Origin of the sequence: Streptomyces sp. PA03-1a, from assembly GCF_033792805.1 — a bacterium.
In the GTDB taxonomy this organism is placed as follows: Bacteria; Actinomycetota; Actinomycetes; order Streptomycetales; family Streptomycetaceae; genus Actinacidiphila.
The window spans coordinates 1-25,657 of the sequence record NZ_JARAVO010000015.1; the positions used below are offsets into that span (position 1 = coordinate 1).

The 25,657-nt window shown below is 71.5% G+C and carries 15 protein-coding genes; all 15 read left to right on the forward strand.

Going from position 1 to position 25,657, the window contains the following annotated elements:
• Positions 1-492 precede the first annotated feature (492 nt).
• The 15 genes from PV341_RS05125 (at position 493) to PV341_RS05195 (ending at position 25,457) form a co-directional block, all read left to right on the forward strand.
• Positions 493-3,129, forward strand: a complete 2,637-nt coding sequence (locus tag PV341_RS05125) for a valine--tRNA ligase (protein ID WP_500356854.1) — start codon at positions 493-495, stop codon at positions 3,127-3,129.
• Positions 3,130-3,256: 127 nt separating this feature from the next.
• A complete protein-coding gene (gene folC / locus PV341_RS05130) occupies positions 3,257-4,741 on the forward strand; it encodes a bifunctional tetrahydrofolate synthase/dihydrofolate synthase (protein WP_500323055.1) in 1,485 nt (494 codons plus the stop codon).
• 24 nt (positions 4,742-4,765) lie between these two features.
• Positions 4,766-5,101 (forward strand): DUF4233 domain-containing protein, encoded by a 336-nt coding sequence (locus PV341_RS05135; protein WP_499511878.1) that lies wholly within the window; start codon positions 4,766-4,768, stop codon positions 5,099-5,101.
• Between the two features lie 96 nt (positions 5,102-5,197).
• A complete protein-coding gene (ndk, locus tag PV341_RS05140) occupies positions 5,198-5,611 on the forward strand; it encodes a nucleoside-diphosphate kinase (RefSeq protein WP_500322933.1) in 414 nt (137 codons plus the stop codon).
• Positions 5,612-5,926: 315 nt separating this feature from the next.
• Positions 5,927-6,946 carry a rod shape-determining protein gene (locus PV341_RS05145; RefSeq protein ID WP_499516833.1) on the forward strand — a complete coding sequence of 340 codons (1,020 nt, stop codon included), beginning with the start codon at positions 5,927-5,929 and terminating at the stop codon, positions 6,944-6,946.
• Positions 6,947-7,068: 122 nt separating this feature from the next.
• The gene (gene mreC / locus PV341_RS05150) at positions 7,069-8,016 is read left to right on the forward strand and encodes a rod shape-determining protein MreC (protein ID WP_500322934.1); all 948 of its coding nucleotides are present in this window, start codon (positions 7,069-7,071) and stop codon (positions 8,014-8,016) included.
• On the forward strand, positions 8,013-8,621 hold the full coding sequence (mreD, locus tag PV341_RS05155) for a rod shape-determining protein MreD (RefSeq protein ID WP_500322935.1): 609 nt from the start codon (positions 8,013-8,015) through the stop codon (positions 8,619-8,621). Before mreC ends, mreD begins: the two co-directional genes overlap by 4 nt.
• Before the next feature lie 85 nt (positions 8,622-8,706).
• Complete coding sequence (mrdA, locus tag PV341_RS05160) at positions 8,707-10,917, forward strand: penicillin-binding protein 2 (protein ID WP_500322936.1); 2,211 nt, start codon at positions 8,707-8,709, stop codon at positions 10,915-10,917.
• Positions 10,914-12,110 carry a rod shape-determining protein RodA gene (gene rodA / locus PV341_RS05165; RefSeq protein WP_500322937.1) on the forward strand — a complete coding sequence of 399 codons (1,197 nt, stop codon included), beginning with the start codon at positions 10,914-10,916 and terminating at the stop codon, positions 12,108-12,110. The genes mrdA and rodA overlap by 4 nt, the downstream gene beginning before the upstream one ends.
• Positions 12,111-12,170: 60 nt before the next feature.
• A complete protein-coding gene (locus PV341_RS05170; protein ID WP_500356856.1) occupies positions 12,171-13,706 on the forward strand; it encodes a CYTH and CHAD domain-containing protein in 1,536 nt (511 codons plus the stop codon).
• A gap of 139 nt (positions 13,707-13,845) precedes the next feature.
• Positions 13,846-15,774 (forward strand): TIGR03960 family B12-binding radical SAM protein, encoded by a 1,929-nt coding sequence (locus tag PV341_RS05175; RefSeq protein ID WP_500322939.1) that lies wholly within the window; start codon positions 13,846-13,848, stop codon positions 15,772-15,774.
• Positions 15,775-16,078: 304 nt separating this feature from the next.
• Positions 16,079-18,964: a bifunctional glycosyltransferase/CDP-glycerol:glycerophosphate glycerophosphotransferase gene (locus tag PV341_RS05180; RefSeq protein WP_500322940.1), complete on the forward strand. Its 2,886-nt coding sequence runs from the start codon at positions 16,079-16,081 to the stop codon at positions 18,962-18,964.
• Positions 18,961-20,106: a glycosyltransferase gene (locus PV341_RS05185; RefSeq protein WP_500322941.1), complete on the forward strand. Its 1,146-nt coding sequence runs from the start codon at positions 18,961-18,963 to the stop codon at positions 20,104-20,106. The genes PV341_RS05180 and PV341_RS05185 overlap by 4 nt, the downstream gene beginning before the upstream one ends.
• Positions 20,107-20,346: 240 nt before the next feature.
• Positions 20,347-21,120 carry a TIGR03936 family radical SAM-associated protein gene (locus PV341_RS05190; RefSeq protein ID WP_499511869.1) on the forward strand — a complete coding sequence of 258 codons (774 nt, stop codon included), beginning with the start codon at positions 20,347-20,349 and terminating at the stop codon, positions 21,118-21,120.
• A 218-nt stretch (positions 21,121-21,338) separates the two neighbouring features.
• Entirely contained in the window at positions 21,339-25,457 is a 4,119-nt protein-coding gene (locus PV341_RS05195; RefSeq protein WP_500356858.1) for an Rne/Rng family ribonuclease, read from the forward strand.
• Positions 25,458-25,657 lie beyond the last annotated feature (200 nt).

Consider the following 25,657-nt stretch of genomic DNA (forward strand, 5'->3'; position numbering starts at 1 on the left):
GTACGAGGAGACAGCAGTTCAACGAGGGGACTCACCGATGAGCTTCAACCAGCCGCCGTAACCCGGCTGCGGCGGCGGCTGGTTGAAGCTCATCGGTGAGTCCCCTCGTTGAACTGCTGTCTCCTCGTACTCATCCTTGCGGATTGTTTAGGCCGTCTTTACACCGACGTCGTCAGGACTTGGTAACAAGACGGTGCAGATGCCCGGTTGATCACCCTGACCACCGGTGCGGACGGGTACCGCCGACCCGTCCGGTCTGCCGGTTTCCCGTCAGGAGTCGCTCGTCCGCCGGTGGTTCGGAGGCGGTGGCCCATCCCCGGGGACCGGCGGGGGTCTCCCGGCTCCCGGCACCACGCGCCCCCGGAACCGGACCGCGAGGGCCCCCGCCGGGCCCCGCGGCGGGCGCGCGTCCTCGGGGGCCCGTCCCCGCGTCTCGCGCCCGGGCACCGGCGGATTCGTAACGGGGCCCGCCCCGCCCGTAAACTGAGCGCCGTGACCGACAACACTCAGCAGGCCGCCGAGAGCGGACCGAACAGCGCGACCCCCGAACTGCCGACCCAGTACGCGCCGGCCGAGGTAGAGGGGCCCCTGTACGAGCGCTGGGTAGAGCGCGGTTACTTCGAGGCCGACGCCAAGAGCGACAAGAAGCCGTACACCATCGTCATCCCGCCGCCGAACGTCACCGGCAGCCTCCACCTGGGCCACGCCTTCGAGCACACGCTGATCGACGCCCTCACCCGCCGCAAGCGGATGCAGGGGTACGAGACGCTGTGGCAGCCCGGCATGGACCACGCCGGCATCGCCACGCAGAACGTCGTCGAGCGCGAGCTCGCCAAGGAGGGCAAGTCCCGCCACGACCTCGGCCGCGAGGCGTTCATCGAGCGCGTCTGGCAGTGGAAGGCGGAGTCCGGCGGGCAGATCTCCGGGCAGATGCGGCGCCTCGGTGACGGCGTGGCCTGGTCGCGTGAGCGCTTCACCATGGACGAGGGCCTGTCCAAGGCCGTCCAGACCATCTTCAAGAAGCTCTTCGACGACGAGCTCATCTACCGTGCCGAGCGCATCATCAACTGGTGCCCGCGCTGTCTGACGGCCATCTCGGACATCGAGGTCGAGTACCAGGACGACGACGGCGAGCTGGTCTCGATCCGCTACGGCGAGGGCGAGGACTCCATCGTCGTCGCGACGACCCGCGCCGAGACGATGCTCGGCGACACCGCCGTGGCCGTCCACCCGGAGGACGAGCGCTACCGGCACCTCGTCGGCCGCGGGATCGAGCTGCCGCTGACCGGCCGCCGCATCCCGGTCGTCGCCGACGAGCACGTCGACCCGCAGTTCGGCACGGGGGCCGTCAAGGTCACGCCCGCGCACGACCCGAACGACTTCGAGATCGGCCAGCGCCACGGTCTGCCGAACCTCGCCGTCATGGACGAGCGCGCGGTCATCACCGCGCACGGTCCCTTCCAGGGACTGGACCGGCTGGAGGCCCGCTCCGCCATCGTCGCCGCGCTGCGCGCCGAGGGCCGGATCGTCGCCGAGAAGCGCCCGTACGTCCACTCCGTCGGCCACTGCTCGCGCTGCAAGACCACCATCGAGCCGCGGTTGTCCATGCAGTGGTGGGTCAAGGTCGGCCCGCTGGCGAAGGCCGCAGGTGACGCCGTCCGCGACGGCCAGGTCAAGATCCACCCCCAGGAGATGGAGAAGAGGTACTTCGACTGGGTCGACAACCTCCACGACTGGTGCATCTCGCGCCAGCTGTGGTGGGGTCACCGCATCCCCGTCTGGTACGGACCGGACGGCGAGATCGTCTGCGTCGGTCCCGACGAGGAGCCCCCGGGCGGCGAGGGCTGGACCCAGGAGACCGATGTCCTCGACACCTGGTTCTCCTCCGGTCTGTGGCCGTTCTCCACGCTCGGCTGGCCCGAGGAGACCGAGAGCCTCGCGAAGTTCTATCCGAACTCCGTCCTGGTCACCGGGTACGACATCCTCTTCTTCTGGGTCGCCCGGATGATGATGTTCGGTCTCTACGCGATGGACGGCACCCCGCCGTTCCACACCATCGCCCTGCACGGCATGGTCCGCGACCAGTTCGGCAAGAAGATGTCGAAGTCCTTCGGCAACGCGGTCAACCCGCTGGACTGGATGGACACCTATGGCTCCGACGCGCTGCGCTTCACGCTCGCGCGCGGTGCCAACCCCGGCACCGACGTGCCGATCGGCGAGGACTGGGTCCAGGGCTCCCGCAACTTCACCAACAAGATCTGGAACGCCACGCGCTTCGCGCTGATGAACGGCGCCACGGTCGAGGGCGACCTGCCCGCGCCCGAGGAGATGTCGGCCACCGACCGCTGGATCCTGTCCCGGCTGAACGCCACGGTCGCCGAGGCCGACGCGCTCTACGACGACTACCAGTTCGCCAAGCTCAGCGACGTCCTGTTCCACTTCGCGTGGGACGAGGTCTTCGACTGGTACGTCGAGCTGTCCAAGACCACCTTCCTGGCGGGCGGCCGCCCGGCCGAGGTCTCCCGGCGCGTGCTGGGCGAGGTCCTGGACAAGCTGCTGCGGCTGCTCCACCCGGTGGTCCCCTTCGTGACCGAGACGCTGTGGACCACGCTCACCGGGCGCGAGTCGGTCGTCATCGCCGACTGGCCGGCCGACTCCGGCTTCCGCGACGCGGCCGCCGAGAAGGAGATCGCGGCGGTGCAGTCGCTGGTCACCGAGGTCCGGCGGTTCCGCGCCGACCAGGGCCTGCAGCCGGGCCAGAAGGTCCCGGCCCGGCTCGACCTCGGCTCCACCGGCCTGGAGGCCCACGAGGCGGCGGTCCGCCAGCTGCTGCGCCTGCAGCCGGAGGGCGAGGGCTTCACCGCGACGGCGACCCTCCCGGTCGCGGGCGCGACGGTCGCGCTGGACCTCTCCGGGGCGATCGACGTCGACGCCGAGCGGAAGCGGCTCGCGAAGGACCTGGCCGCCGCCGAGAAGGAGAAGGCGCAGGCCACGGCGAAGCTGGGCAACGAGGCGTTCCTCGCGAAGGCACCGGAGCCCGTCGTCGCCAAGATCCGCACCCGCCTGGCGGCGGCCGAGGCGGACATGGCCCGCATCACCGCGCAGCTGTCCTCGCTGCCGCAGGGCTGACGCACCCGGGGTGGGCAGGCGGAAACGCCTGCCCACACCCCGGATCTACCTGGCCGCTTCGTACAATGTGGTCGTGAGCAACCCGCGCCCCGAGAACGACGAGCCCCTTTCCGACCCGCTGGCCGCGATGGGTCTGGGCGGCGACGAGGACGAAGCCGACATCGACCCCGGCCGCGAGGCCGACCTGGCGGTGATCGAGGCGGGCAGCCGTACCCTCCGGGCCGGAGGACCGGTGCCGCAGGACGACGGCGTCCCGGCCCGCCCCGCCGACCCGGAGGTCGACAAGGCCCTCCGCGAGGTCGAGGCGGAGCTGGCCGGCCGCTGGCCGGAGACGAAGCTGGAGCCGTCCCTGGACCGGATGACCGCGCTGATGGACATCCTGGGCGAGCCGCAGCGCTCCTACCCCTCGATCCACATCACCGGCACCAACGGCAAGACCAGCACCGCCCGCATGATCGAGCAGCTGCTGCTCGCCTTCGACCTGCGCACCGGCCGCTACACCAGCCCGCACGTGCAGTCCGTCACCGAGCGGATCAGCCTCGACGGCCGTCCCATCGCGCCGGAGAGCTTCATCGAGACGTACCGCGACCTCGAGCCGTACGTGGAGATGGTGGACGCCTCGCAGCCGTACCGGATGTCGTTCTTCGAGGTGCTGACCGGCATGGCGTACGCCGCCTTCGCCGACGCCCCGGTGGACGTGGCCGTCGTCGAGGTCGGCATGGGCGGCAGCTGGGACGCGACCAACGTGGTGGACGGCACGGTCGCCGTCGTGACCCCGATCGACCTGGACCACACCGACCGCCTGGGCGAGACGGCCGGCGAGATCGCGGTGGAGAAGAGCGGGATCGTCAAGAAGGACGCCACCGCTGTGCTGGCCCAGCAGCCCGTGGAGGCGGCCCAGGTGCTGCTGAAGCGGGCCGTCGAGGTGGACGCGACGGTCGCCCGGGAGGGCATGGAGTTCGGCGTCACGCACCGCGAGGTGGCCGTCGGCGGGCAGATGCTGACCCTGCGCGGTCTGGGCGGGGAGTACGAGCAGGTCTTCCTGCCGCTGCACGGTGAGCACCAGGCCCACAACGCGGCGGTGGCGCTCGCCGCGGTGGAGGCCTTCTTCGGCATCGGCACCCTGCACGCCCGCACCCTGGACGTCGACACCGTCCGCACCGCCTTCGCGGGCGTCACCTCGCCGGGCCGGCTGGAGGTCGTGCGCCGCAGCCCCGCCGTGGTGCTGGACGCGGCGCACAACCCGGCGGGGGCCCGGGCGGCGGCCGCCGCGCTGGGTGAGGCCTTCGGTTTCACCCACCTGGTGGGCGTGGTCGGGCCGAGCGGCGACAAGGACGTACGGGGGTTGCTGGAGGCCTTCGAGCCGGTCTTCACCGAGGTCGTGGTGACCCAGAACTCCACCCACCGCGCCATGGACGTGGACGAGCTGGCCGCGCTCGCGGTCGAGGTCTTCGGCGACGAGCGTGTGCAGGTCGAGCCGCGGCTGGACGACGCGATCGAGGCGGCCGTGACGCTCGCCGAGGATCAGGGGGAGTACTCCGGCGCCGGGGTGCTGATCACCGGTTCGGTGATCACCGTGGGAGAGGCCCGGCTGCTGCTGGGCCGGAAGTGACGAGCGGGAAGCGGAACCAAGCGGATGCGGACCCTGTGCGCGAGCACCCTGATCGGTGAGTTCTTCGTGATCGGCTTCGCCGGTCTGGTGGCGATGAAGCAGCCGGAGCTGACGGCCGGCACGGTATGGACGGTCAGCGGCATCGCCATGGCCCTGTGCGTGCTGCTGTGCGGCATGCTCGGGCGCCGCGGCGGGCTGGCCGTCGGCTGGCTGCTGCAGGCCGGGCTGATCGTGAGCGGCTTCGCCGTCCCGGTGATGTTCTTCCTCGGCGCGGTCTTCGCCGCCCTGTGGTGGGCCGCCGTCCACTTCGGCCGGAAGGTCGACGAGGCCAAGGCGGCGCGGGCCGCGCAGCCGGCCTGATCGCACGCCTCGTGCCCCGGACCCAGGGGGTGCCGTGGGCCGTGGGGATCCCCGGTAATGTCGTCGTACCCGCACCCCGCACATAGGAGTCACACCGTGTCCCAGCGCACCCTCGTCCTTCTCAAGCCGGACGCCGTACGTCGCGGCCTGGTCGGCGAGATCCTCGGCCGCATCGAGCGCAAGGCGGGCTGGAGCATCACCGCGCTGGAACTGCGCACGCTCGACCGCGCGATCCTCGAACAGCACTACGCCGAGCACGTCGGCCGTCCCTTCTACGAGCCGCTGGTGGAGTTCATGGCCTCCGGCCCTGCCGTCGCCCTCGTCGTCGAGGGCGAGCGGGTCATCGAGGGACTGCGCACGCTGGCCGGCCCGACCGACCCGATCGCCGCCGACCCCGGTTCGATCCGCGGCGACTTCGGCACGATCGTCCGGGAGAACCTGATCCACGCCTCGGACTCCGAGGAGTCCGCCGAGCGCGAGATCAAGATCTTCTTCCCCGGCCTGGCCTGATCCTCCGCGACGATTCGCCCCGAATTCACTGCTGACGCCCGATCAGCTCAACGGGCGGCCGGAAATTTCCCGGCCGCCCGCAGGCATATGCCGGGGGTTCGGGGGAACCAATTCCGCCGACACGGCGTCACCATTGCAGAGGACAGCTGTGTGTTCTGATGACAATGGCGGCGGAACCCTGACCCCGTGCCCTGTCGGGCGCGACTACCATGGAATCTCCGCACCTCCGGCTCAGCGCACAGCAGCGCATCCGCCGTGCTCACCCCCACATCGCTCCAGCTCGGGAAGGCCAGACGTATCCTCATGGCGAACAACATGTCGTTCATCGGCCGTGACATGGCTGTCGACCTCGGCACCGCCAACACGCTGGTGTACGTCAGGGGTCGCGGGATCGTCCTCAACGAGCCATCCGTCGTCGCCATCAACACCAATACGGGCGGCATCCTGGCGGTCGGCTCCGAAGCGAAGAAGATGATCGGCCGGACCCCCGGCAACATCGTCGCGGTCCGTCCTCTCAAGGACGGGGTGATCGCGGACTTCGAGATCACCGAGCGCATGCTGCGCTACTTCATCCTCAAGATCCACAAGCGCCGTTACCTTGCGCGCCCCCGCGTCGTGGTCTGCGTGCCCTCCGGCATCACCGGCGTCGAGCGCCGCGCCGTCATCGAGGCGGCCACCCAGGCCGGCGCGCGCCAGGTGCACATCATCGAGGAGCCCATGGCCGCCGCGATCGGCGCCGGGCTCCCGGTCCACGAGGCGACCGGCAACATGGTCGTCGACATCGGCGGCGGCACCACCGAGGTCGCCGTCATCTCGCTCGGCGGCATCGTCACCGCGCAGTCCATCCGGGTGGCGGGCGACGAGCTGGACAACGCGATCATCCAGCACATCAAGAAGGAGTACAGCCTCCTGCTGGGCGAGCGCACCGCGGAATCGATCAAGCTCACCATCGGCTCGGCCTTCGCGGTCGAGAACGAGGAGCACACCGAGATCCGCGGCCGCGACCTGGTCTCCGGCCTGCCCAAGACGGTGGTCATCTCCGCAGCCGAGGTGCGCAAGGCGATCGAGGAGCCGGTCAACGCCATCGTCGACGCGGTCAAGACGACCCTCGACAAGTGCCCGCCCGAGCTGTCCGGCGACATCATGGACCGCGGCATCGTCCTGGCCGGCGGCGGTGCGATGCTGCGCGGCCTGGACGAACGGCTGCGCCACGAGACCGGCATGCCGATCCATATCGCCGAGTCCCCGCTGGACTGCGTGGCCCTCGGCGCCGGCAAGTGCGTCGAGGAGTTCGAGGCGCTGCAGCAGGTCCTGGACGCGCAGCCGCGCAGATGAGTCCTCACGATCCGTCGTACGGGTGAAGTCCCGCCCGTACGCCGGATCGTTCTACCTCCCGGCACGGCCCATCGGGCCCACGGGCTCACACGCTCTGACGAGGAAGGCACGGACTGGCCCCCGTGAGGGACACACGAGAGAGCCGGCTTCTGCTGGTACTGCTGGTGGCGATCGCTTTCGCGCTGATCACCGTCGACATCCGCGGCGGTGAGGACTCACCGCTCGACGGCGCCCGGTCCGCCGCGGCCGCCGTCTTCGGCCCCGTCGAGGACGGGGTCGCGGCCGCGGTCGACCCGGTGGACAACGCGGTGGACGCGGTACGCGACTCCGGCGACCGCAGCAGCCGCATCAGCGAACTGGAGCGGGAGAACGCCGAGCTGAAGCAGCAGCTCGGCAGCAAGGACGTCACGCGCGAGCGGGCCCGCGAACTCGACAAGCTGCTCAAGCTCGCCGGAGCCGGTCAGTACCGGGTCAAGGGCGCGCAGGTCATCGCGATAGGAGCCGCCCAGGGCTTCTCCTGGACGGTCACCATCGACTCCGGCGCCAACGACGGCATCCAGCGCGACATGACGGTCGTCAACGGTGACGGCCTGGTCGGCCGGGTCACCACCGTCGGCCCCTCCACCTCGACCGTCCTGCTCGCCTGCGACCCGGACTTCACGGTCGGCACCCGGCTGGAGAAGTCCTCGGAGCTCGGCTTCGCCACCGGCCAGGGCAACCGGCCGATGCGGGTGCAGCTCCTCAACGGCAAGGCCCACGTGAAGAAGGGCTCCCGGCTGGTCACCTTCGGCTCGCAGGCGGACAAGCCCTTCGTCCCCGGCGTGCCGGTCGGCACGGTCGCCAAGGTCGACCCCGCGGGCGGCGGCCTCACCCGCACGGTCGAGGTCACCCCGTTCGTCGGCTTCACCAAGCTCGACATCGTCGGCGTCGTCGTCCAGGGCCCGCGCAAGGACCCGCGTGACGCGGTGCTGCCCGCCGGGCCGAAGCCGGTCCCGACGGTCACCGTCACGGCGACGCCCAGTGTGAGCCCCTCTCAGTCCTCGCTCTACGGACAGGAGGAGGTCCGATGAAGCGCGCGCTGCTCGCCACCGGCCTCGTCGTCGCCGGCATGGTCGTCCAGGTCTGCGTCCTGGCCCGCCTCCACCTGCCCGGCGCCGTCCCCGACCTGCTGCTGCTCGTCGTCCTCGGCCTCGCACTGACGTACGGCCACGTGGCCGGCTGCCTCATCGGCTTCGGCGCCGGCCTGCTCGCCGACCTCGCCCCGCCCGCCGACCACGCCGCCGGCCGCTACGCCCTGGTGCTGTGCGTCGTCGGCTACATCGCGGGCCTGGTCAAGCCCGACGGCGGTCAGCTGCGGTCGGCCACCCGGCCGATGCTGGTCGTGGTGGGCGCCGCCGTCGGCTCCACGGTGCTGTACGCGGCCGTGGGCGCCCTCGTGGGCGACACCGCGGCCCAGCACGTCGGCCTGGGCAAGCTGCTGTTCACCGCCGCCCTGTACGACCTGCTGCTCGCGCCGTTCACCGTGCCGTGGATCATGGCACTGGCCCGCCGGTACCAGGGCGACCCGCTCGGGGAGGACGCCTCCGGCCCCGGCTTCGGCGCACGCATCGGCGGCCAGCGTTCGAGCCTTCTGGGCAGGGTGGGGAGCGTCGCCAAGGGAGGGCGGCGCTTGTGAGCGACGCACGCGAGGCCGCCGGGCCGCGGCCGACGACGAAGCGCGCGGTGTCGTGCCGAGCGGGCGGAGAAGCGGGAGTGGCGGCGTGAGCAACATCCCTGAGACGGGGCGGACGCCGCGGGTCACGATCCGGCTGGTGGTCCTGCAGATCCTCGTCCTGTCCCTGCTGTTCACCCTCGGCGGGCGGCTGTGGTTCCTGCAGATCCGCAACGGCCAGGAGTACACGGCGCAGGCCAACAGCAACAACGTCCAGGAGGTCGTCGCGCCCGCCGTCCGCGGGTCGATCCTGGACGACAAGGGCGTGGCGCTCGCCGACAACGAGACCCGGCTGGTGGTCTCCGCGAGCCGCACCGACCTGCTGAAGCAGAAGGACGACGGCAAGGCGGTGCTGACCCGGCTCGCCGACGTGCTGCACATGAAGCCGGAAGAGGTCCTGGGCAAGGTCCGGCTCTGCGACTCGCAGACCCCCAAGCCGTGCTGGAACGGCTCGCCGTACCAGCCGATCCCGATCACCGACGAGGCCACCACCCAGCAGGCGCTGCAGATCATGGAGCGCCGTGAGGACTTCCCCGGCATCACCGCCGAGCCCACCGCGGTGCGCCGCTACACCTCCCCCTTCGGGTCCAACACCTCCCAGGTCCTCGGCTACCTCTCGCCCGTCACGGACGACGAGCTGACCGCCGCGGAGAAGAAGGGCCAGTCCCTGCTGCGCTCGGACCAGATCGGCCGTTCGGGCCTGGAGCGCACCTACGACAGCGAGCTGCGCGGCAAGGCCGGCGTCACCCGCTACGAGGTGGACAACCTCGGCCGGGTCATCGGCAAGGCGGGCGAGACCGCCGCGGAGCCCGGCAGCCACCTGGTCACCAGCATCGACGCCCGCGTCCAGAGGGTCGCCGAGAAGGAGCTCGACGAGGCGATGAAGGTCGCCCGGAAGACCTTCGACAAGGTCACCGGCAGCCTCTACAAGGCGGACTCCGGCGCGGTCGTCGTCATGGACGTGCACACCGGCCAGGTCATCGCGATGGCCAGCGCGCCCACCTACGACCCGAACGTCTGGGTCGGCGGCATCTCCGCCAAGGACTACGCCAAGCTGACGGGCAAGAAGTCCAACTTCCCGCTGCTCAACAGGGCCATACAGGGTCAGTCGGCCCCCGGCTCGACCTTCAAGGCGATCTCCACCTCGGCCGCCGTGAAGGCCGGCTACGACATCAACGGGCGCTACCCCTGCCCGTCGTCGATGACCATCGGCGGCCGGGTCTTCAACAACTTCGAAGGGGAGAGCGCGGGCTCCATCACCCTCGCGCACGCCCTGGAGATCTCCTGCGACACCGTCTTCTACGGCCTGTCGTACGACCAGTGGCTGAAGGACGGCGGCACCAAGCCCAAGAAGCACCCCAAGGACTGGTTCTACAAGACCGCCAAGGAGTACGGCCTCGGCTCGGTGACCGGCATCGACCTGCCCTCCGAGGTGACCGGCCGGATCCCGGACCGGCAGTGGAAGCGGGACTACTACGAGGCCAACAAGAACTACTGGTGCAAGGTCGCCAAGAGCGACAAGCAGGACTACGCGAGCCAGATCGCGCGCGAGAACTGCGTCGACGGCTACGTGATGCGCGCCGGTGACTCGGTCAACTACGCCATCGGCCAGGGCGACACGCTCGTCACCCCGATCCAAATGGCCAACATCTACTCGGCCATCTCCAACGGCGGCACGCTCTACCAGCCCACCATCGGCAAGGCGATCATCAGCGCCGACGGCAAGAAGGTCACCCGGATCAAGCCGAAGGTGAACGGGCACGCGCCGGCCACCAAGAACACGCTGAAGTACATCAACGAGGCCCTGGAGGGCGTCGTCACGCACGGTACGGCCGCGTGGCGGTTCGGCGGCTGGCCGCAGGACAAGATCCCGCTGCACGCCAAGACCGGTACCGCGGAGGTCGCCGGCAAGCAGACCACGTCGTGGTTCACGACGTACAGCAAGGACTACGCGATCGTCATGACGATCTCCCAGGGTGGTACCGGTTCCGGTGGTTCCGGTCCGGCCGTCCGCAAGATCTACGAGGCGATGTACGGCGTCCAGGAGGACGGGTCGATCGACAACAAGAAGGCGCTGCTCCCGCACCCCTTGAGCAAGCTGCCGAAGATCGATTCCGACGGCACCATCAAGATCACCAAGGCCTCCTGGGCCGACGTGCCGCAGGTGCCCTCCGCGCCGCGGGACACGGCGCTGGCCGCCGCCGCGCTGCCCCCGGAGCGCACCGAGAAGCTCCTGCTGGGCAGGAGGTACTGGTCATGAGCGCGCACGGCTACGCGACGCGTCGCTTCACCCCGGAACGCGGCACCCTGGGCAAGCTCCTGGCCCGGGACTCGATACTGCGCCGGATGGACTGGCTGCTGCTCGGCGCCGCCCTCGCGCTGTCCCTGATCGGCACGGCGCTGGTGTTCTCCGCGACGCGCAACCGCACCGAGCTCACCCACGGGGACCCGTACTACTTCCTGCTGCGGCACATCCTCAACACCGCCATCGGCTTCGCCCTCGCCGCCGGCACGGTGGCGCTGGGCCACCGGCGGCTGCGGGGCGCGGTGCCGGTGCTCTACGCCATCTCGGTGCTGCTGGTGACCGCGGTCCTCACCCCGCTGGGGTCCACGGTCAACGGCGCGCACGCCTGGATCGTGCTGGGCGGCGGCTTCTCCCTGCAGCCGTCCGAGTTCACCAAGATCACCATCATCCTGGGCATGGCGATGATGCTGTCCGCCCGCGTCGACGCGGGCGACCGGCTCTTCCCCGACCACCGCACGGTCGCCCAGTCGCTCGGCTTCGCCATACTGCCGATGGCGATCGTCATGCTGATGCCCGACCTCGGCTCGGTCATGGTGATGGCGGTCATCGTGCTCGGCGTGCTGCTGGCCTCCGGCGCCTCCAACCGCTGGGTCCTCGGCCTGATCGCGGCGGGCGCCGGCGGCGCCATCGCGGTCTGGCAGCTCGGCGTCCTGGACCAGTACCAGATCGACCGCTTCGCCGCCTTCGCCAACCCCGCCCTCGACCCCGCGGGCGTCGGCTACAACACCAACCAGGCGCGCATCGCCATCGGCTCCGGCGGGCTGCTCGGCAAGGGCCTGTTCGACGGCAGCCAGACCACCGGGCAGTTCGTGCCCGAGCAGCAGACCGACTTCGTCTTCACCGTGGCGGGGGAGGAGCTCGGCTTCGTCGGGGCGGCCCTGATCATCGTGCTGCTGGGCGTGATCATGTGGCGCGGCTGCCGCGTCGCCCGGAACGCCACCGACCTGTACGGCACGATCATCGCGGCCGGCATCGTCGCCTGGTTCGCCTTCCAGTCCTTCGAGAACATCGGCATGACCCTCGGCATCATGCCCGTGGCGGGTCTGCCGCTGCCGTTCGTCTCGTACGGCGGATCGTCGATGTTTGCGGTCTGGATCGCCATCGGGCTGCTGCAGGCCATCCACATGAAGCGGCCCATGTCGGCCTGACCCCTTCCACCGGGTGAACGCACCATTGCGGCCGGGCGAACCCGCGATTAGGTTCCTGACATGGGGAAGCGTGTCGCGGAGACCGAGCGCAAGTACGAGGCCGCCGAGCAGACCAGTGATCCCGATCTCGAAGGTCTGCCCGGGGTCGCGGCGGTGCGCGTCCTGGAACCGGCCGAGCTGGACGCCGTCTACGTCGACACCTCCGACCTGCGGCTGGCCACCCACAAGATCACGCTGCGGCGCCGCACCGGCGGCGACGACGCCGGCTGGCACCTGAAACTGCCGAGCTCACAGGCCGACACCCGCACCGAGGTGCACGCGCCGCTCGGCAAGCAGGGCCGCAAGGGCGGCCCCAGGGTCCCCAAGTCGCTGCTCGCCGAGGTCGCCGCGATCGTCCGCGACCGCGAGCTCGTCCCGGTCGTCCGGCTGCGCAACACCCGCAAGCGGGTGCACCTCGTCGACGCCGGGGGCGCACCCCTGGTGGAGATCGCCCACGACCACGTCCGGGCCACCCTCCTCGACCACGGCGACGGTTCGGAGACCGCCTGGACCGAGGTCGAGACCGAACTCATCGACGGCGACACCGCCCTCCTCGACGCCGTCGAGAAGCGGCTCCGTGCGGCGGGCCTGCGGCGCTCGAAGTCCCCCTCGAAGCTCGCCCGCGCCCTCGGAAAGCGCCTGGCCGACGCACCCGGGCCGCCGCAGCCGCCGCCCTCCACCGACACCGCCGGGGACGTCGCCCTGGCCTACGTGCACCAGCAGGTCGCCGCGATCACCGGCTGGGACCCGGAGGTCCGCCGCGACGAACCGGACTCCGTCCACCAGATGCGGGTCTCCACCCGGCGGCTGCGCAGCGCCTTCAAGTCCTTCCGCCGCGAACTCGACCGCGAGGCGACCGACCCCGTCGGCGACGAGCTGAAGTGGCTCGCCGGGGTGCTGGGCCTGGAACGCGACCGCGAGGTCCTCGCCGAGCGCCTCCGCGACCGCGAGGCCGAACTGCCGGAGGAACTCGTGACGGAGGTCCTCACCGCGCGCATCGGCGGCGACGCCCCCGTCCACGAGGGCGCCCGCAAGGAACTCCTGCGCGAACTCGGCGGCAGGCGCTACTTCCGGCTCCTGGACACCCTGGAGTCACTGCTCGCCGACCCGCCCCTGCTCGACGCGGCCGCGGCCCCGGCGACCGACGCCGTCCCCAAGGCCGTGCGCCGCGACCACCGACGGCTGCGCACCCGTGTCGAGTCGGCCCTGGAGATGGAACCAGGCCACGAGCGCGACCTCGTCCTCCACGACGCCCGCAAGGCCGCCAAGCGGGCCCGCTACAGCAGTGAGGCGGCCCAGGCCGTCCCGGCGCTGCGCAAGCCCGCCAAGAAGCACACCAAGCGCATGAAGGCCGTCCAGCAGCTCCTCGGCGAGCACCAGGACAGCGTCATCTGCCGCGACGCCGTCCTCCGCCTCACCTCGGACGCCCGCGAGGCCGGCGAGGACACCTTCGCCTACGGCGTGCTCTACCAGCTCGAACGCGACCGCGCCGCCGCCGCCGAGCGGCAGCTCCCGCAGGAGTGGCCCCGGGCCGACCGCGGCACGCTGGCCGGCTGAGCCGGGCCCGGGACGGCCACCACCGCGCCGCCGCGTCCCGGAGCGCCCGGGCCGGGCGCCGCGCGGACGCGGCCTGGAAGCCCTCTGTGACGCGTTACGCTGAATGGTCACCCTTGCCAGCTCACGAAAGACACCTCTGATGCCTGTCGAGTCGGTCTTCCCCCAGCTCGAGGCCCTGCTGCCGCATGTGCAGAAGCCGATCCAGTACGTCGGCGGGGAACTGAACTCCACCGTCAAGCCCTGGGACGAGTGCGACGTCCGTTGGTCCCTGATGTACCCGGACGCCTACGAGGTCGGGCTGCCCAACCAGGGCGTCATGATCCTCTACGAGGTGCTGAACGAGCGCGAGGGGGTCCTCGCCGAGCGCACCTACAGCGTGTGGCCGGACCTCGAGGCGCTGATGCGCGAACACGGCGTGCCGCAGTTCACCGTGGACGCCCACCGCCCGGTCAGGGCCTTCGACGTCTTCGGCCTCAGCTTCTCCACGGAGCTCGGTTACACCAACATGCTCACGGCCCTGGACCTCGCGGGCATCCCGCTGGAGGCCCGGGACCGGACCGAGGACGACCCGATCGTGCTCGCCGGCGGCCACGCGGCCTTCAACCCGGAGCCCATCGCGGACTTCCTGGACGCCGCCGTGATCGGCGACGGCGAGCAGGCCGTCCTGGAGATCACCGACGTGATCCGCGCCTGGAAGGCCGAGGGGCGCCCCGGCGGCCGCGACGAGCTGCTGTTCCGGCTGGCCCGCACCGGCGGGGTGTACGTGCCGAAGTTCTACGACGTGGAGTACCTGGCCGACGGCCGGATCGCCCGCGTCGTCCCCAACCGCTCCGGCGTGCCGTGGCGGGTGTCCAAGCACACCGTCATGGACCTCGACGAGTGGCCGTACCCCAAGCAGCCGCTGGTCCCGCTCGCGGAGACGGTCCACGAGCGCATGTCCGTGGAGATCTTCCGCGGCTGCACCCGCGGCTGCCGCTTCTGCCAGGCCGGCATGATCACCCGCCCGGTGCGGGAGCGCAGCATCACCGGCATCGGCGAGATGGTCGACAAGGGCCTGAAGGCCACCGGATTCGAGGAGGTCGGCCTGCTGTCGCTCTCCTCCGCCGACCACACCGAGATCGCCGAGGTGGCCAAGGGCCTCGCCGACCGGTACGAGGAGGACAAGATCGGCCTGTCCCTCCCCTCCACCCGCGTCGACGCCTTCAACATCGACCTGGCCAACGAGCTGACCCGCAACGGCCGCCGGTCCGGTCTCACCTTCGCCCCCGAGGGCGGCTCCGAGCGCATCCGCAAGGTCATCAACAAGATGGTCTCGGAGGAGGACCTGATCCGCACCGTCGCCACCGCCTACGGCAACGGCTGGCGCCAGGTGAAGCTGTACTTCATGTGCGGGCTGCCCACCGAGACCGACGAGGACGTCCTGCAGATCGCCGACATGGCGAAGAACGTCATCCAGAAGGGCCGCGAGGTCACCGGCCAGAACGACATCCGCTGCACCGTGTCGATCGGCGGGTTCGTGCCCAAGCCGCACACCCCGTTCCAGTGGGCCCCGCAGCTCGGCGTCGAGGAGACCGACGCCCGCCTGGAGAAGCTGCGCGACGCCATCCGCGGCGACCGCAAGTACGGCCGCAACATCGGCTTCCGCTACCACGACGGCAAGCCCGGCATCATCGAGGGCCTGCTCTCCCGCGGCGACCGCCGCGTCGGCGCCGTCATCCGCGCCGTCTACGAGGACGGCGGCCGCTTCGACGGCTGGCGCGAGCACTTCTCCTACGACCGCTGGGCCCGCATGTGCGAGAAGGCGCTCCCGGAGCAGGGCGTCGACCTCGACTGGTACACCACCCGGGAGCGCACCTACGAGGAGGTCCTGCCCTGGGACCACCTGGACTCCGGCCTGGACAAGGACTGGCTCTGGGAGGACTGGCAGGACGCCCTCGACGAGACCGAGGTCGACGACTGCCGCTGGACGCCGTGCTTCGATTGCGGGGTGTGTCCCCAGATGGACACCCACATCCAGATCGGCCCGACGGGGAAGAAGCTGCTTCCCCTCACGGTGGTCAATTCCTGATCACGTTTGCCCCAGGCCCCGCCGCCGTCCCCTGCCCGGGGCCGGCGGCGGGGCCTCGGAGTTCTTCGTTCCGGTGGGGTCCGGGCGCGGCGTGACGCCCACCTCATGCCCGCCGGTGGGCTCTGGCCATGGGATACCCTTTTTGTAGCCTGCATTCATGGGAGAGACGGTTCCCGTGCACCTCGCGGTCATCGTGTAGCCGAGCGTGGCTCCGGACGACCGCAAATCCGTCTGTTTTGCCGCGCCCGGTGGACGCGTGCGCGGTTCTTCCCGTGGTGACCCTGTACCCCGACTAGAGGTGGCCGTGCCAAGTTTGTCCTCCGAAGCGGCGGAGACCGCGCCGGACGTAAGCGTTGTCGTCATCGTCTACAACGACGCGGAGCGGTTGCCCGTGGCGGTCCGGTCGGTGCTCGACCAGAGCCTCCGCACGGTCGAGGTGATCATCGCCGACGACTGCTCGACGGACGGGTCGTTCGAGGTCGCACGGTCCCTCGAGGCCGCCCATCCCGGCCGCGTGCGCGCCCTCCGGCTGCCGGAGAACAGCGGCGGCTGCGGTGAGCCGCGCAACCAGGGCATCGCCGTGGCGCGGGGCAGGTACGTGATGTTCCTCGACAGCGACGACACCCTCGAGTCCGACGCCTGCCGGAACATGTTCGAGGCCGCCGAGCGCACCGGCTCCGACCTGGTCTCCGGGGTCTGCGTGCGGGTGTACGTCGACAGCCGGGACGGCAAGGAGACCGACTGGTACCCCGCGCTGTACCGGTCGACCCGCACCGTCGAGTCCATCGAGGAGGTGCCGGAACTCCTCTACGACACGCTGTCGACCAACAAGTGCTACCGGCGCGACTTCCTGCTCGAGAACGACCTGCGGTTCCCCCGGGGCATCCACTACGAGGACCTGCTCTTCTCGGCCCAGGCCTACATCACCGCGAAGCGGATCACCCTCATACCCAACCGGGTCTACTTCTGGAACGTCGTCCAGAAGTCGGAGGTCAAGTCGATCAGCAACCGGCGCGACGAGATCAGGAACTTCTCCGACCGGGTCGAGATCCACCGGCGCATCGACGCCGTCCTCGCGGCGCACGGGCTCGACGAGCTCAAGCAGCACAAGGACCGCAAGTTCCTCAAGCACGACATGGTGCTCTACCTCCGCGAACTGCCGTTCCTGGGCGAGGAGTACCGGAACCAGTTCACCGAGATAGCCCGCGACTACCTGCGGGGCTTCCCCGACGAGGCGTACGCGGAGACCAACTCGATCCAGCGGATCTGCTCCTACCTCCTGGTGCAGGGCGACTGGGCCAACCTCATGCCCGCGATCGACACGCTGATCAACCGTCAGAAGCTGTCCGCACCGCTGGTCGAGCGGGACGGCAGGATCTACTGGTGCGCCGAGCACCTCGACGACCCGCGGGGCCGCCGGATCCTCGACGTCACCGACCTCGGTTACCACGGGCGCCCGCTGGCGAAGATGAAGCTCCGCAACCGGCTCACGTCGTACACCGAGCAGTCGGGCACGGTCGCGATGTCCGGAACGGTGGTCAACCCGCTCGGCCGGATCACCCCGGACAGCAAGCTCAAGGCGACCCTGGAGTTCCTGCCGCGCAACAGCGGCGCGCGGCCCCTGCGCTTCCCCGTCGGCGCCGTCCGTCACGAGGGCGACGTCATCGCGTGGGAGGCCGAGGCCCCGCTGAGCCGCAAGCTGCGCCCGGTCGGCGTGGTGGACCCGGTGTGGAACGTGCGCCTGAAGCTGACCGTGGACGGCGTGAGCACCCTCAGCCGGATCACGGTGGGGGACACCGAGCTCCCGGAGCAGGGCACGATACGCATCCGGCCCCGGCTGACCCGGCTCGTCGCCGACCACCTCGAACCGGAGGTGTCGACCAAGCACCACCTCGCCTTCGTGCTCTCCCAGCAGGGCAAGGCGGCCCAGCGGGCCATGGCGCTCATGCACCGCAACCTCGACGGGTTCGTGGGCAGGCCCGCCAAGGCGGGCTACCGCATGGTCGCCGGCCTGCGCAAGAGCCTGAACTCCGGCCCGGTCAAGGTGCGCATGTACCACCGGATGCTGCGCGTCCTCCCGGTGCGCAAGGGCACGGTGGTCTTCGAGAGCCAACTCGGCAAGCAGTACAGCGACAGCCCCCGTGCGATCTACGAGGAACTGCGGCGGCGCAACGTGAAGTTCCGGCCGGTGTGGTCCTACGCGGACCGGCCGGAGGACTTCCCGGCGGACGCCCGGCTGGTGCGCCGCTGGTCGTACCGGCACCTGCGGGCCCTGGCCCAGGCGGAGTACTGGATCGACAACCAGGGCATGCCCCTGAAGCTCGGCAAGCGCCGCGGTACCACCTACATCCAGACCTGGCACGGCTCCGCGCTCAAGCGCATGGGCTTCGACGAGGCCGTGTACCGCATGAAGCCCGAGGCCGAGCGCGAGGCCTACCAGCGCTCGCTGGACCGCTTCGACCACTTCGTCCTGCGCAGCGAACACGACGCGCGCACCCTGGCCAGGGCCTACCGGGTGCCGGAGGAGAAGTGGCTGCGCACGGGCTACCCGCGCAACGACGCCCTCGTCCGCGGCCGCAACGCCACCACCCCCGACCCGGCGGTGCAGGCGCTCGCCGAACGGCTCGGCATCCGCAAGGACCTGCCGGTGGTCCTCTACGCGCCGACCTTCCGGGCGCAGGAGAACGGCAAGGTCGCGCCCTTCGAGTTCGCCTTCGACCTGCAGCGTTTCGTCGACGAACTCGGCGACCGCTGCACCCTACTGGTGCGCACCCACTACCTGAACCAGGTGACCCTCCCGCCGTCCGTCGGGAACCGGGTTGTCAACGTCTCCGACGAGCACGACATCACGCCGCTCTACCTGCTGGCCGACGCGCTGGTCACCGACTACTCGTCGGTGATGTTCGACTACGCGCTGCTGCAACGGCCGATGGTGTTCTTCGCCTACGACTGGGAGGAGTACGCCAAGGACGCGCGCGGCACCTACTTCGACCTCCTCGAGCAGGCGCCCGGCCCGGTGGTGCGGGACGCCGATGGGCTGTTCGCGGCCCTCGCCGACCTGGACGGCACCGCGTCGGCGTACTCGGCACGGCTCAAGGAGTTCGTGGAGGCCTACGGGGAGTACGACCAGGGCGACGCCGCGGCTCGGATCGTCGACCGCTTCTTCGGTGCGAAAGGGGAGCCCCGATGACGGGCCGGGACATATTCTTCGTTGCCAACGAGGTCGACGAACTCGGCGGCGTGGCCCGCTGGCAGACCCAGATGGCGCGGTTGCTGGCAGGCCGTGACCACCAGGTGCGCGTCATCGGCATCGCGCCGGCGCGCAACCCGATGGACCTCGGTCAGGACCCGGGCTTCGGGACGGAGACCCTGCACGCCGTCCGGCCGAGGCCGAAGCGCCGCAAGGGACGGCCCCTCGGAGTGCTCGACGTCGTGGGCCTGTGGCGGGACGCCCGGCGGAAGGCCGAGGTCCGCAAGGCCGTGGACCGGCTGTCCGAGCTGTTCCGCGCCGCCCGTCCCGGTGCGGTGATCATCGTCACCCAGGTGTGGGCCATGGAATGGGTCCGGCTCGCGGACACCGCCGGGCACACGGTGATCGGCATGAGCCACGAGTCGTACGAGTACTCCCGCATGTCCTCCCGGTTCCGGCGTGTGGAGGAGTACTACGCCGAGGCCGACCGCCTGCTGCTGCTGACGCAGGAGGACGCCGACCGCTGGATCCGGCGGGGCCTGAACAACGTCGGGTTCATGCCCAACCCGTTGCCGATGATGCCCGGGTCGTCCTCCCCGCGGACCGAGAAGGTCGTCGCCAGCGTCGGGCGGCTCGACGACCAGAAGGGCATCGACATGCTGCTCGACGCCTGGGCGGAAGCGGCTCCGCAGGTGCCCGGCTGGAGGCTGCGGCTGTACGGCACCGGCGAGCTGGAGGCCGAGCTGCGCGCGCAGTGCACCGCACTGGGTCTGGACGACAGCGTCGAGTGGATGGGGCAGACCGACGACGTCGTCGGGGCGCTCCACGGCGCCTCGCTGTTCGTCCAGTCCTCCCGCGGCGAGGGTTTCCCGCTGGCGCTGATGGAGGCGATGGCCTGCGGGCTGCCGTGCGTGGCCTTCGACTGCGCCCCCGGCGTCCACGAGATCGTGCAGGACGAGGTCGACGGCCTGCTCGCCGCGCCGGGCAACGTCTCCGAGCTGGCGCGTCAGCTCGTGCGGATGATCCTTGACCAGGACCTGCGAGACACCATGGGCGAGCGGGCACGGGTCAACGTCCAGCGGTACTCGCCGGAGCGGATCACCGACCGCTGGGAGGAGCTCTTCGCGTTCATGGAGCGCTGAGCGGAAGCGGCCCGAGGGGCGCGCGGGGTGCGGACGGTCACCCGGCGCGCCCCTCGGCGCGTCCAGGACCGCGTGGACGGGCCCGGTCCGGACGGCCCCGGCGAGCCGTCCGGAACCGGAAGGCCGGAACCCCCAGTAATCTGGAAGGCACAAGCAACCCCGTCCGGGGTGACCAGACGTACGAAGGACTGAACGACACTGGGCAAGCGACAGCCCGAAGGCCCGCCGCCCGCACCCGCGGTGCAGCGCATTCGACTGCGCTACACCAAGCGCGGCCGCCTCCGGTTCACCAGCCACCGCGACTTCCAGCGCGCATTCGAGCGGGCTCTGCGCCGCGCCGGGGTGCCCATGGCCTACTCGGCGGGTTTCACCCCGCACCCCAAGGTGTCGTACGCCAACGCCGCACCCACCGGCGTCGGAAGCGAGGCCGAGTACCTGGAGATCGCGCTCGCGGAGGCACGTGAGCCGGAGAAGCTGCGCCTGCTGCTGGACGAGTCACTGCCGGCCGGCCTCGACGTGGTCGAGGCCGTCGAGGCCCGCACGTCGGGGCTCGCCGAGCGGCTGGAGGCGTCCGTGTGGCAGCTGCGGCTGGACGGTGTGGAGCACGCCGAGGCCGAGCGGGCCGTGGCCGCATTCCTCGCCGCCGGGACCGTCGAGGTCCAGCGGATGACGAAGAACGGCGTGCGGACTTTCGACGCGCGCGAGGCCGTGACCCGGCTCGAAGCGGTCGATCCGCAGGTGGCCGGGGCCCAGGACGGCATTCTCGAACGGGATGCCGATAGGCCGACACCAGGAGCTTGTGCGATACTGCGGCTGGTTGTTCGGCATGTGACACCTGCTGTACGACCCGACGACGTCCTGTCCGGCCTCCGCGCGGTGGCCGACCTCGCGCCGCCGGTCCCCGCTGCGGTGACCAGGCTGGCGCAGGGGCCGCTCGATGAGGAGACCGGCACGGTGAACGATCCGCTCGCGCCTGACCGCGATGTCGCGGCGGCGCCGGAGGGATCCGCCTAGGACCGTCGTCGTCGTGCGGCCGACGCATCCGGGGAAACCCGGGTCCGGCAGCACACATCAGACGAGACTTTCGTCGGTCCGTCAGTGCGGTGCCGACGAGCTACACGACAGTTCCCGTGTGGCGCCCGCGCCCCCGGGCGGCGGCCCCGCTGAGACGCGGGCCGCCGCGTACCGGACCAGGACGCGGCGCCCGGGAACGCGACGGGAGAAATGCCCGCATGCTCGAGACCAACGAGCCGAACGAAGCGCCCGAGAACGGCGCCACCGAAGCCGCCTCCGGCGGCACCGACACGGAGGCGACGGTCGCTCCGCGCCGCCGTCGCCGCGCGGCCAGCCGCCCCGCGGGACCGCCCGCGGCCGGTGAGGCCGGTCAGGACCTGACGTCCGGCGCCCCCGCGGGGGCCGCCGAGCCGCCGGCCATACCGGCCGAGGCCCCATCCGCCGATTCCGAGGCCGAACCCGCCCCCGTGCGCACCCGGCGCCGGGCGACCCGCAAGTCCTCCGCCCCGGAGCCGCAGCCGGCCGGGTCCGCGGAGGAGGCGGCCGAGGCCGCCCCCGCCCCGGCCCGTCGCCGCGCGACGCGGAAGGCCACCGCTCCTGCGGCCGCCCCTGAGGCCCCCGCCGCGGTGACCCCTGCCGTGGAGGCCCCTGCCACCGAGACCTCCGGGGCCGAGCAGGCCGAGCAGCCTGCGGCTCCGGCGCGTACCCGGCGCCGTGCCACGCGCAAGGTGACCAGCCCCGAGCCGGTCGCGGGCGGCGAGGAGACGGCCGGCCCCACGGCCGCCGCCGACACGCAGGCCAAGGAGCTCCAGGCCGACCTGCCGCTGCACGCCGAGGCCGCCCCCGGGGCGGAGCAGGCCGAGCAGCCTGTGGCTCCGGCCCGTGGCCGGCGCCGTGCCACGCGCAAGGTGACCAGCCCCGAGCCGGCCGAGGACGTGGCCGCCGCCGACGCGCCCGCGAAGGCCCTGCAGGAGGAGCCCGCGGAGAAGCCGAAGCGGGGCAGGGCCGAGAAGCCCCAGGCCGAGAAGTCCAGGACGACCCGTTCGCGGCGGCGTACCGCTCCGGCCGCCTCCTTCCTCGCCGCCGACGACGGCTCCCGCCGTCTGAAGCCGGGCGCTCTCGCGCCGCGTGACGAGGCAGCGGCCCAGGCCGGGGACGAGGCCGCCGAGGGCGCCGCCCCTGAGCAGCGCACCTACACCGCCAAGGCCGTCCCGGACGGTTCCGGCTGGGCCGTCGAGGTCGAGGACGCCTACGAGATCCGCGGCTACGGCGACACCGTCGAGGAGGCCCGCGTCGCCGCGGTCGCGGCCGTCGCGGAGGCGTTCGGCGTCCCCGCGGACACGATCGTCATCGAGGTCCAGGAGGCGCAGGGCGCCGAGCCCGCCGCGGTCCCCGAGGCCGAGGCCGCCCCTGAGGTCGAGCCCGAGGCGGAGCCCGCCCCCGCGCGGGGCCGCCGCCGGGTCGTACGGCCGCCCATGGCCGTGTTCCAGGCTCCGGTGTTCCAGGCCCCCGGTGTGGTGCAGGCGGAGCAGCCCGCCGAGCGCGAGGAGCGCGAGGAGCAGGAGGAGCCCGAGGCGGACGAGTACGCCGCCGAGACCGGTGGGCGCCGTCGTCGCCGCCGCCGGCGCGGGGAGCCCGTGGAGGCCGCGGAGGCGGTCGTGACCGAGCACGCCCCCGAGGAGCCCGCCCCCGCGCAGGAGGACGAGGCGGAGGACGAGGCCGACGAGCACGAGGCCGACGAGCACGAGGCCGACGAGCACGAGGGTGAGGGCGGCGAGCGGCCGTCCCGCCGTCGCCGCCGCGGTGGCCGCCGCCGTCGTCGCGGCGAGGCCCTCGACGGCGAGGAGGGCGCGGTCGGCGAGGACGAGGAGGGCGAGGACGCCGGGGACGAGTCCGAGGAGGACGAGGAGTCGGCCGAGAGCAGCAGCACCAGCCGCCGCCGTCGCCGTCGCCGTCGCCGTGGTGGCGAGGGGACGGCCGAGGAGAGCCTGGGCGAGGACGCTCCGGAGCGCACGGTCGTCAAGATCCGTGAGCCGCGCAAGCCGGCGGAGCCGGTCGACGAGGTGCAGTCCATCAAGGGCTCCACCCGTCTGGAGGCCAAGAAGCAGCGGCGCCGCGAGGGCCGCGAGCAGGGCCGCCGGCGTGTGCCGATCATCACCGAGGCCGAGTTCCTGGCCCGCCGTGAGGCGGTCGAGCGCGTCATGGTCGTCCGTGAGAACGGCGACCGGACGCAGATCGGCGTGCTGGAGGACGGCGTCCTCGTCGAGCACTACGTCAACAAGGAGCAGGCCACCTCGTACGTCGGCAACGTCTACCTGGGCAAGGTCCAGAACGTGCTGCCGTCCATGGAGGCCGCGTTCGTCGACATCGGCAAGGGCCGCAACGCGGTGCTGTACGCCGGTGAGGTCAACTTCGAGGCGCTGGGCATGGGCAACGGCCCGCGGCGCATCGAGGCGGCCCTCAAGTCCGGCCAGTCGGTGCTGGTCCAGGTCACGAAGGACCCGATCGGCCACAAGGGCGCCCGCCTGACCAGCCAGGTCTCGCTGCCCGGCCGCTACCTGGTCTACGTGCCCGAGGGCTCGATGACCGGCATCAGCCGCAAGCTGCCCGACACCGAGCGCGCCCGGCTGAAGCAGATCCTCAAGAAGATCGTTCCCGAGGACGCGGGCGTCATCGTGCGCACCGCCGCCGAGGGTGCGAGCGAGGACGAGCTGCGCCGTGACGTCGAGCGGCTGCAGTCGCAGTGGGAGGACATCCAGAAGAAGGCCAAGAGCGGCAACGCCCCGTCGCTGCTCTACGGCGAGCCGGACATGACCGTCCGGGTCGTCCGCGACATCTTCAACGAGGACTTCGGCAAGGTCATCGTCAGCGGTGACACCGCCTGGGAGACCATCCACGGCTACGTCTCGCACGTCGCGCCGGACCTGGCCGAGCGGCTGGGCCGCTGGACCTCCGAGGTCGACGTCTTCGCCACGTACCGGATCGACGAGCAGCTGCTGAAGGCGCTGGACCGCAAGGTCTGGCTGCCGAGCGGCGGCTCGCTGGTGATCGACCGGACCGAGGCGATGGTCGTCATCGACGTCAACACCGGCAAGTTCACCGGCCAGGGCGGCAACCTGGAGGAGACGGTCACCAGGAACAACCTGGAGGCGGCCGAGGAGATCGTGCGCCAGCTGCGGCTGCGCGACCTGGGCGGCATCATCGTGATCGACTTCATCGACATGGTGCTGGAGTCCAACCGCGACCTCGTCATGCGCCGGCTGCTGGAGTGCCTGGGCCGGGACCGCACCAAGCACCAGGTGGCCGAGGTCACCTCGCTGGGCCTGGTCCAGATGACCCGCAAGCGGGTCGGCCAGGGCCTGCTGGAGTCCTTCTCCGAGACCTGCGTGCACTGCAACGGCCGCGGCGTCATCGTCCACATGGACCAGGCCACGGCGGCCGGTGGCGGCGGCAAGCGCAAGCGCCGTCGTGGCGGCGCGGCGGAGGAGCCGGCGGTCGCGGAGACCGCCGCCCTCACCGAGGCCGAGGAGGCCGCGGAGGAGGCTCCCGAGCTGGAGCCGGTCGCGGTCACCGAGGCCGAGCTGGTGCCCGCCGTCGGCGGGGACGAGGACTGGTACGGCAGCCCGGCCGAGGCCGAGGCGGCGGCGGGCCGGCGTTCCCGGCGGCGCGCCTCGCGGCGGGTCACCGCCCCCGTGAGCTCGCCGGACGCCACGGCCGAGATCGTCACCGTCGTCCCGTCGGCCGCCCCGGTCACCGAGCCCCAGGCGGCGGAGGCCGCGACGGCCACCGCCCCCGAGGCGCCCGCCGTCGTGGGCACCGCCGAGACGGCGCAGGAGCCCGCCTCACCGGTCCGCGGCCGGCGCCGGGCGACCCGCAAGGCCACCGCGCCGAGCGCCCCCGCCGGTGAGGCCGCCACCGTGGTCGTCCCCGCGGCGGAGCCGGCCGTTCCGGCCCCGGCCCCCGAGCCGGAGCCGGTGGCGGAGGTCCAGGCGCCGGCCGCGCCGGTGCGCCGTCGCGCCACGCGCAGGGTGTCCGCCCCCGCGGGCGCGCCGTCCGCCGGCGAGGAGGCCGCGGTCGTGGTCGTCCCCGGCACCGAGGCGCAGCCGGAGGAGACCCCGGCGGCCGAGGCCGGGACGGAGGCCGCCGAGGCCGGGCAGGCGGAGCCGAAGAAGCGGGCCGCGCGCAAGACGGCCGCGAAGAAGGCACCGGCGAAGAAGGCCGCCGCGAAGAAGACGGTCGCCAAGAAGACCGCCACCAAGAAGACGGTGGCCAAGAAGACGACGGCGAAGAAGGCCGCCGCCAAGGCCACGGCCGAGGCGCCCACCGAGGCGTCCTGACCCCGCGTCACCGTCCGCGGGCCGTTCCCCACCGGGGGACGGCCCGCGGCGCGTGCGGGGTCGGGCAGGCCCCGGTTTGACCCCATCGGGGACGCCCCGTAACCTTGACCTTCGGCGTTTTGACGCCCATTCCTGAGCATCTTCCTACCGGCCACGGCCGGCAGAGGCCCCCCAGCACCGCAGGGACGGCTGGCGTCAGG

What these genes read in the sequence shown, in the direction of transcription:
- PV341_RS05145 (WP_499516833.1), top strand. Translation starts at nt 5,927, where the DNA reads ATGTCGTTCATCGGCCGTGACATGGCTGTCGACCTCGGCACCGCCAAC.
- PV341_RS05195 (WP_500356858.1), top strand. Translation starts at nt 21,339, where the DNA reads ATGCTCGAGACCAACGAGCCGAACGAAGCGCCCGAGAACGGCGCCACC.
- folC (WP_500323055.1), top strand. Translation starts at nt 3,257, where the DNA reads ATGGGTCTGGGCGGCGACGAGGACGAAGCCGACATCGACCCCGGCCGC.
- rodA (WP_500322937.1), top strand. Translation starts at nt 10,914, where the DNA reads ATGAGCGCGCACGGCTACGCGACGCGTCGCTTCACCCCGGAACGCGGC.
- PV341_RS05170 (WP_500356856.1), top strand. Translation starts at nt 12,171, where the DNA reads ATGGGGAAGCGTGTCGCGGAGACCGAGCGCAAGTACGAGGCCGCCGAG.
- PV341_RS05175 (WP_500322939.1), top strand. Translation starts at nt 13,846, where the DNA reads ATGCCTGTCGAGTCGGTCTTCCCCCAGCTCGAGGCCCTGCTGCCGCAT.
- PV341_RS05135 (WP_499511878.1), top strand. Translation starts at nt 4,766, where the DNA reads ATGCGGACCCTGTGCGCGAGCACCCTGATCGGTGAGTTCTTCGTGATC.
- PV341_RS05185 (WP_500322941.1), top strand. Translation starts at nt 18,961, where the DNA reads ATGACGGGCCGGGACATATTCTTCGTTGCCAACGAGGTCGACGAACTC.
- mreD (WP_500322935.1), top strand. Translation starts at nt 8,013, where the DNA reads ATGAAGCGCGCGCTGCTCGCCACCGGCCTCGTCGTCGCCGGCATGGTC.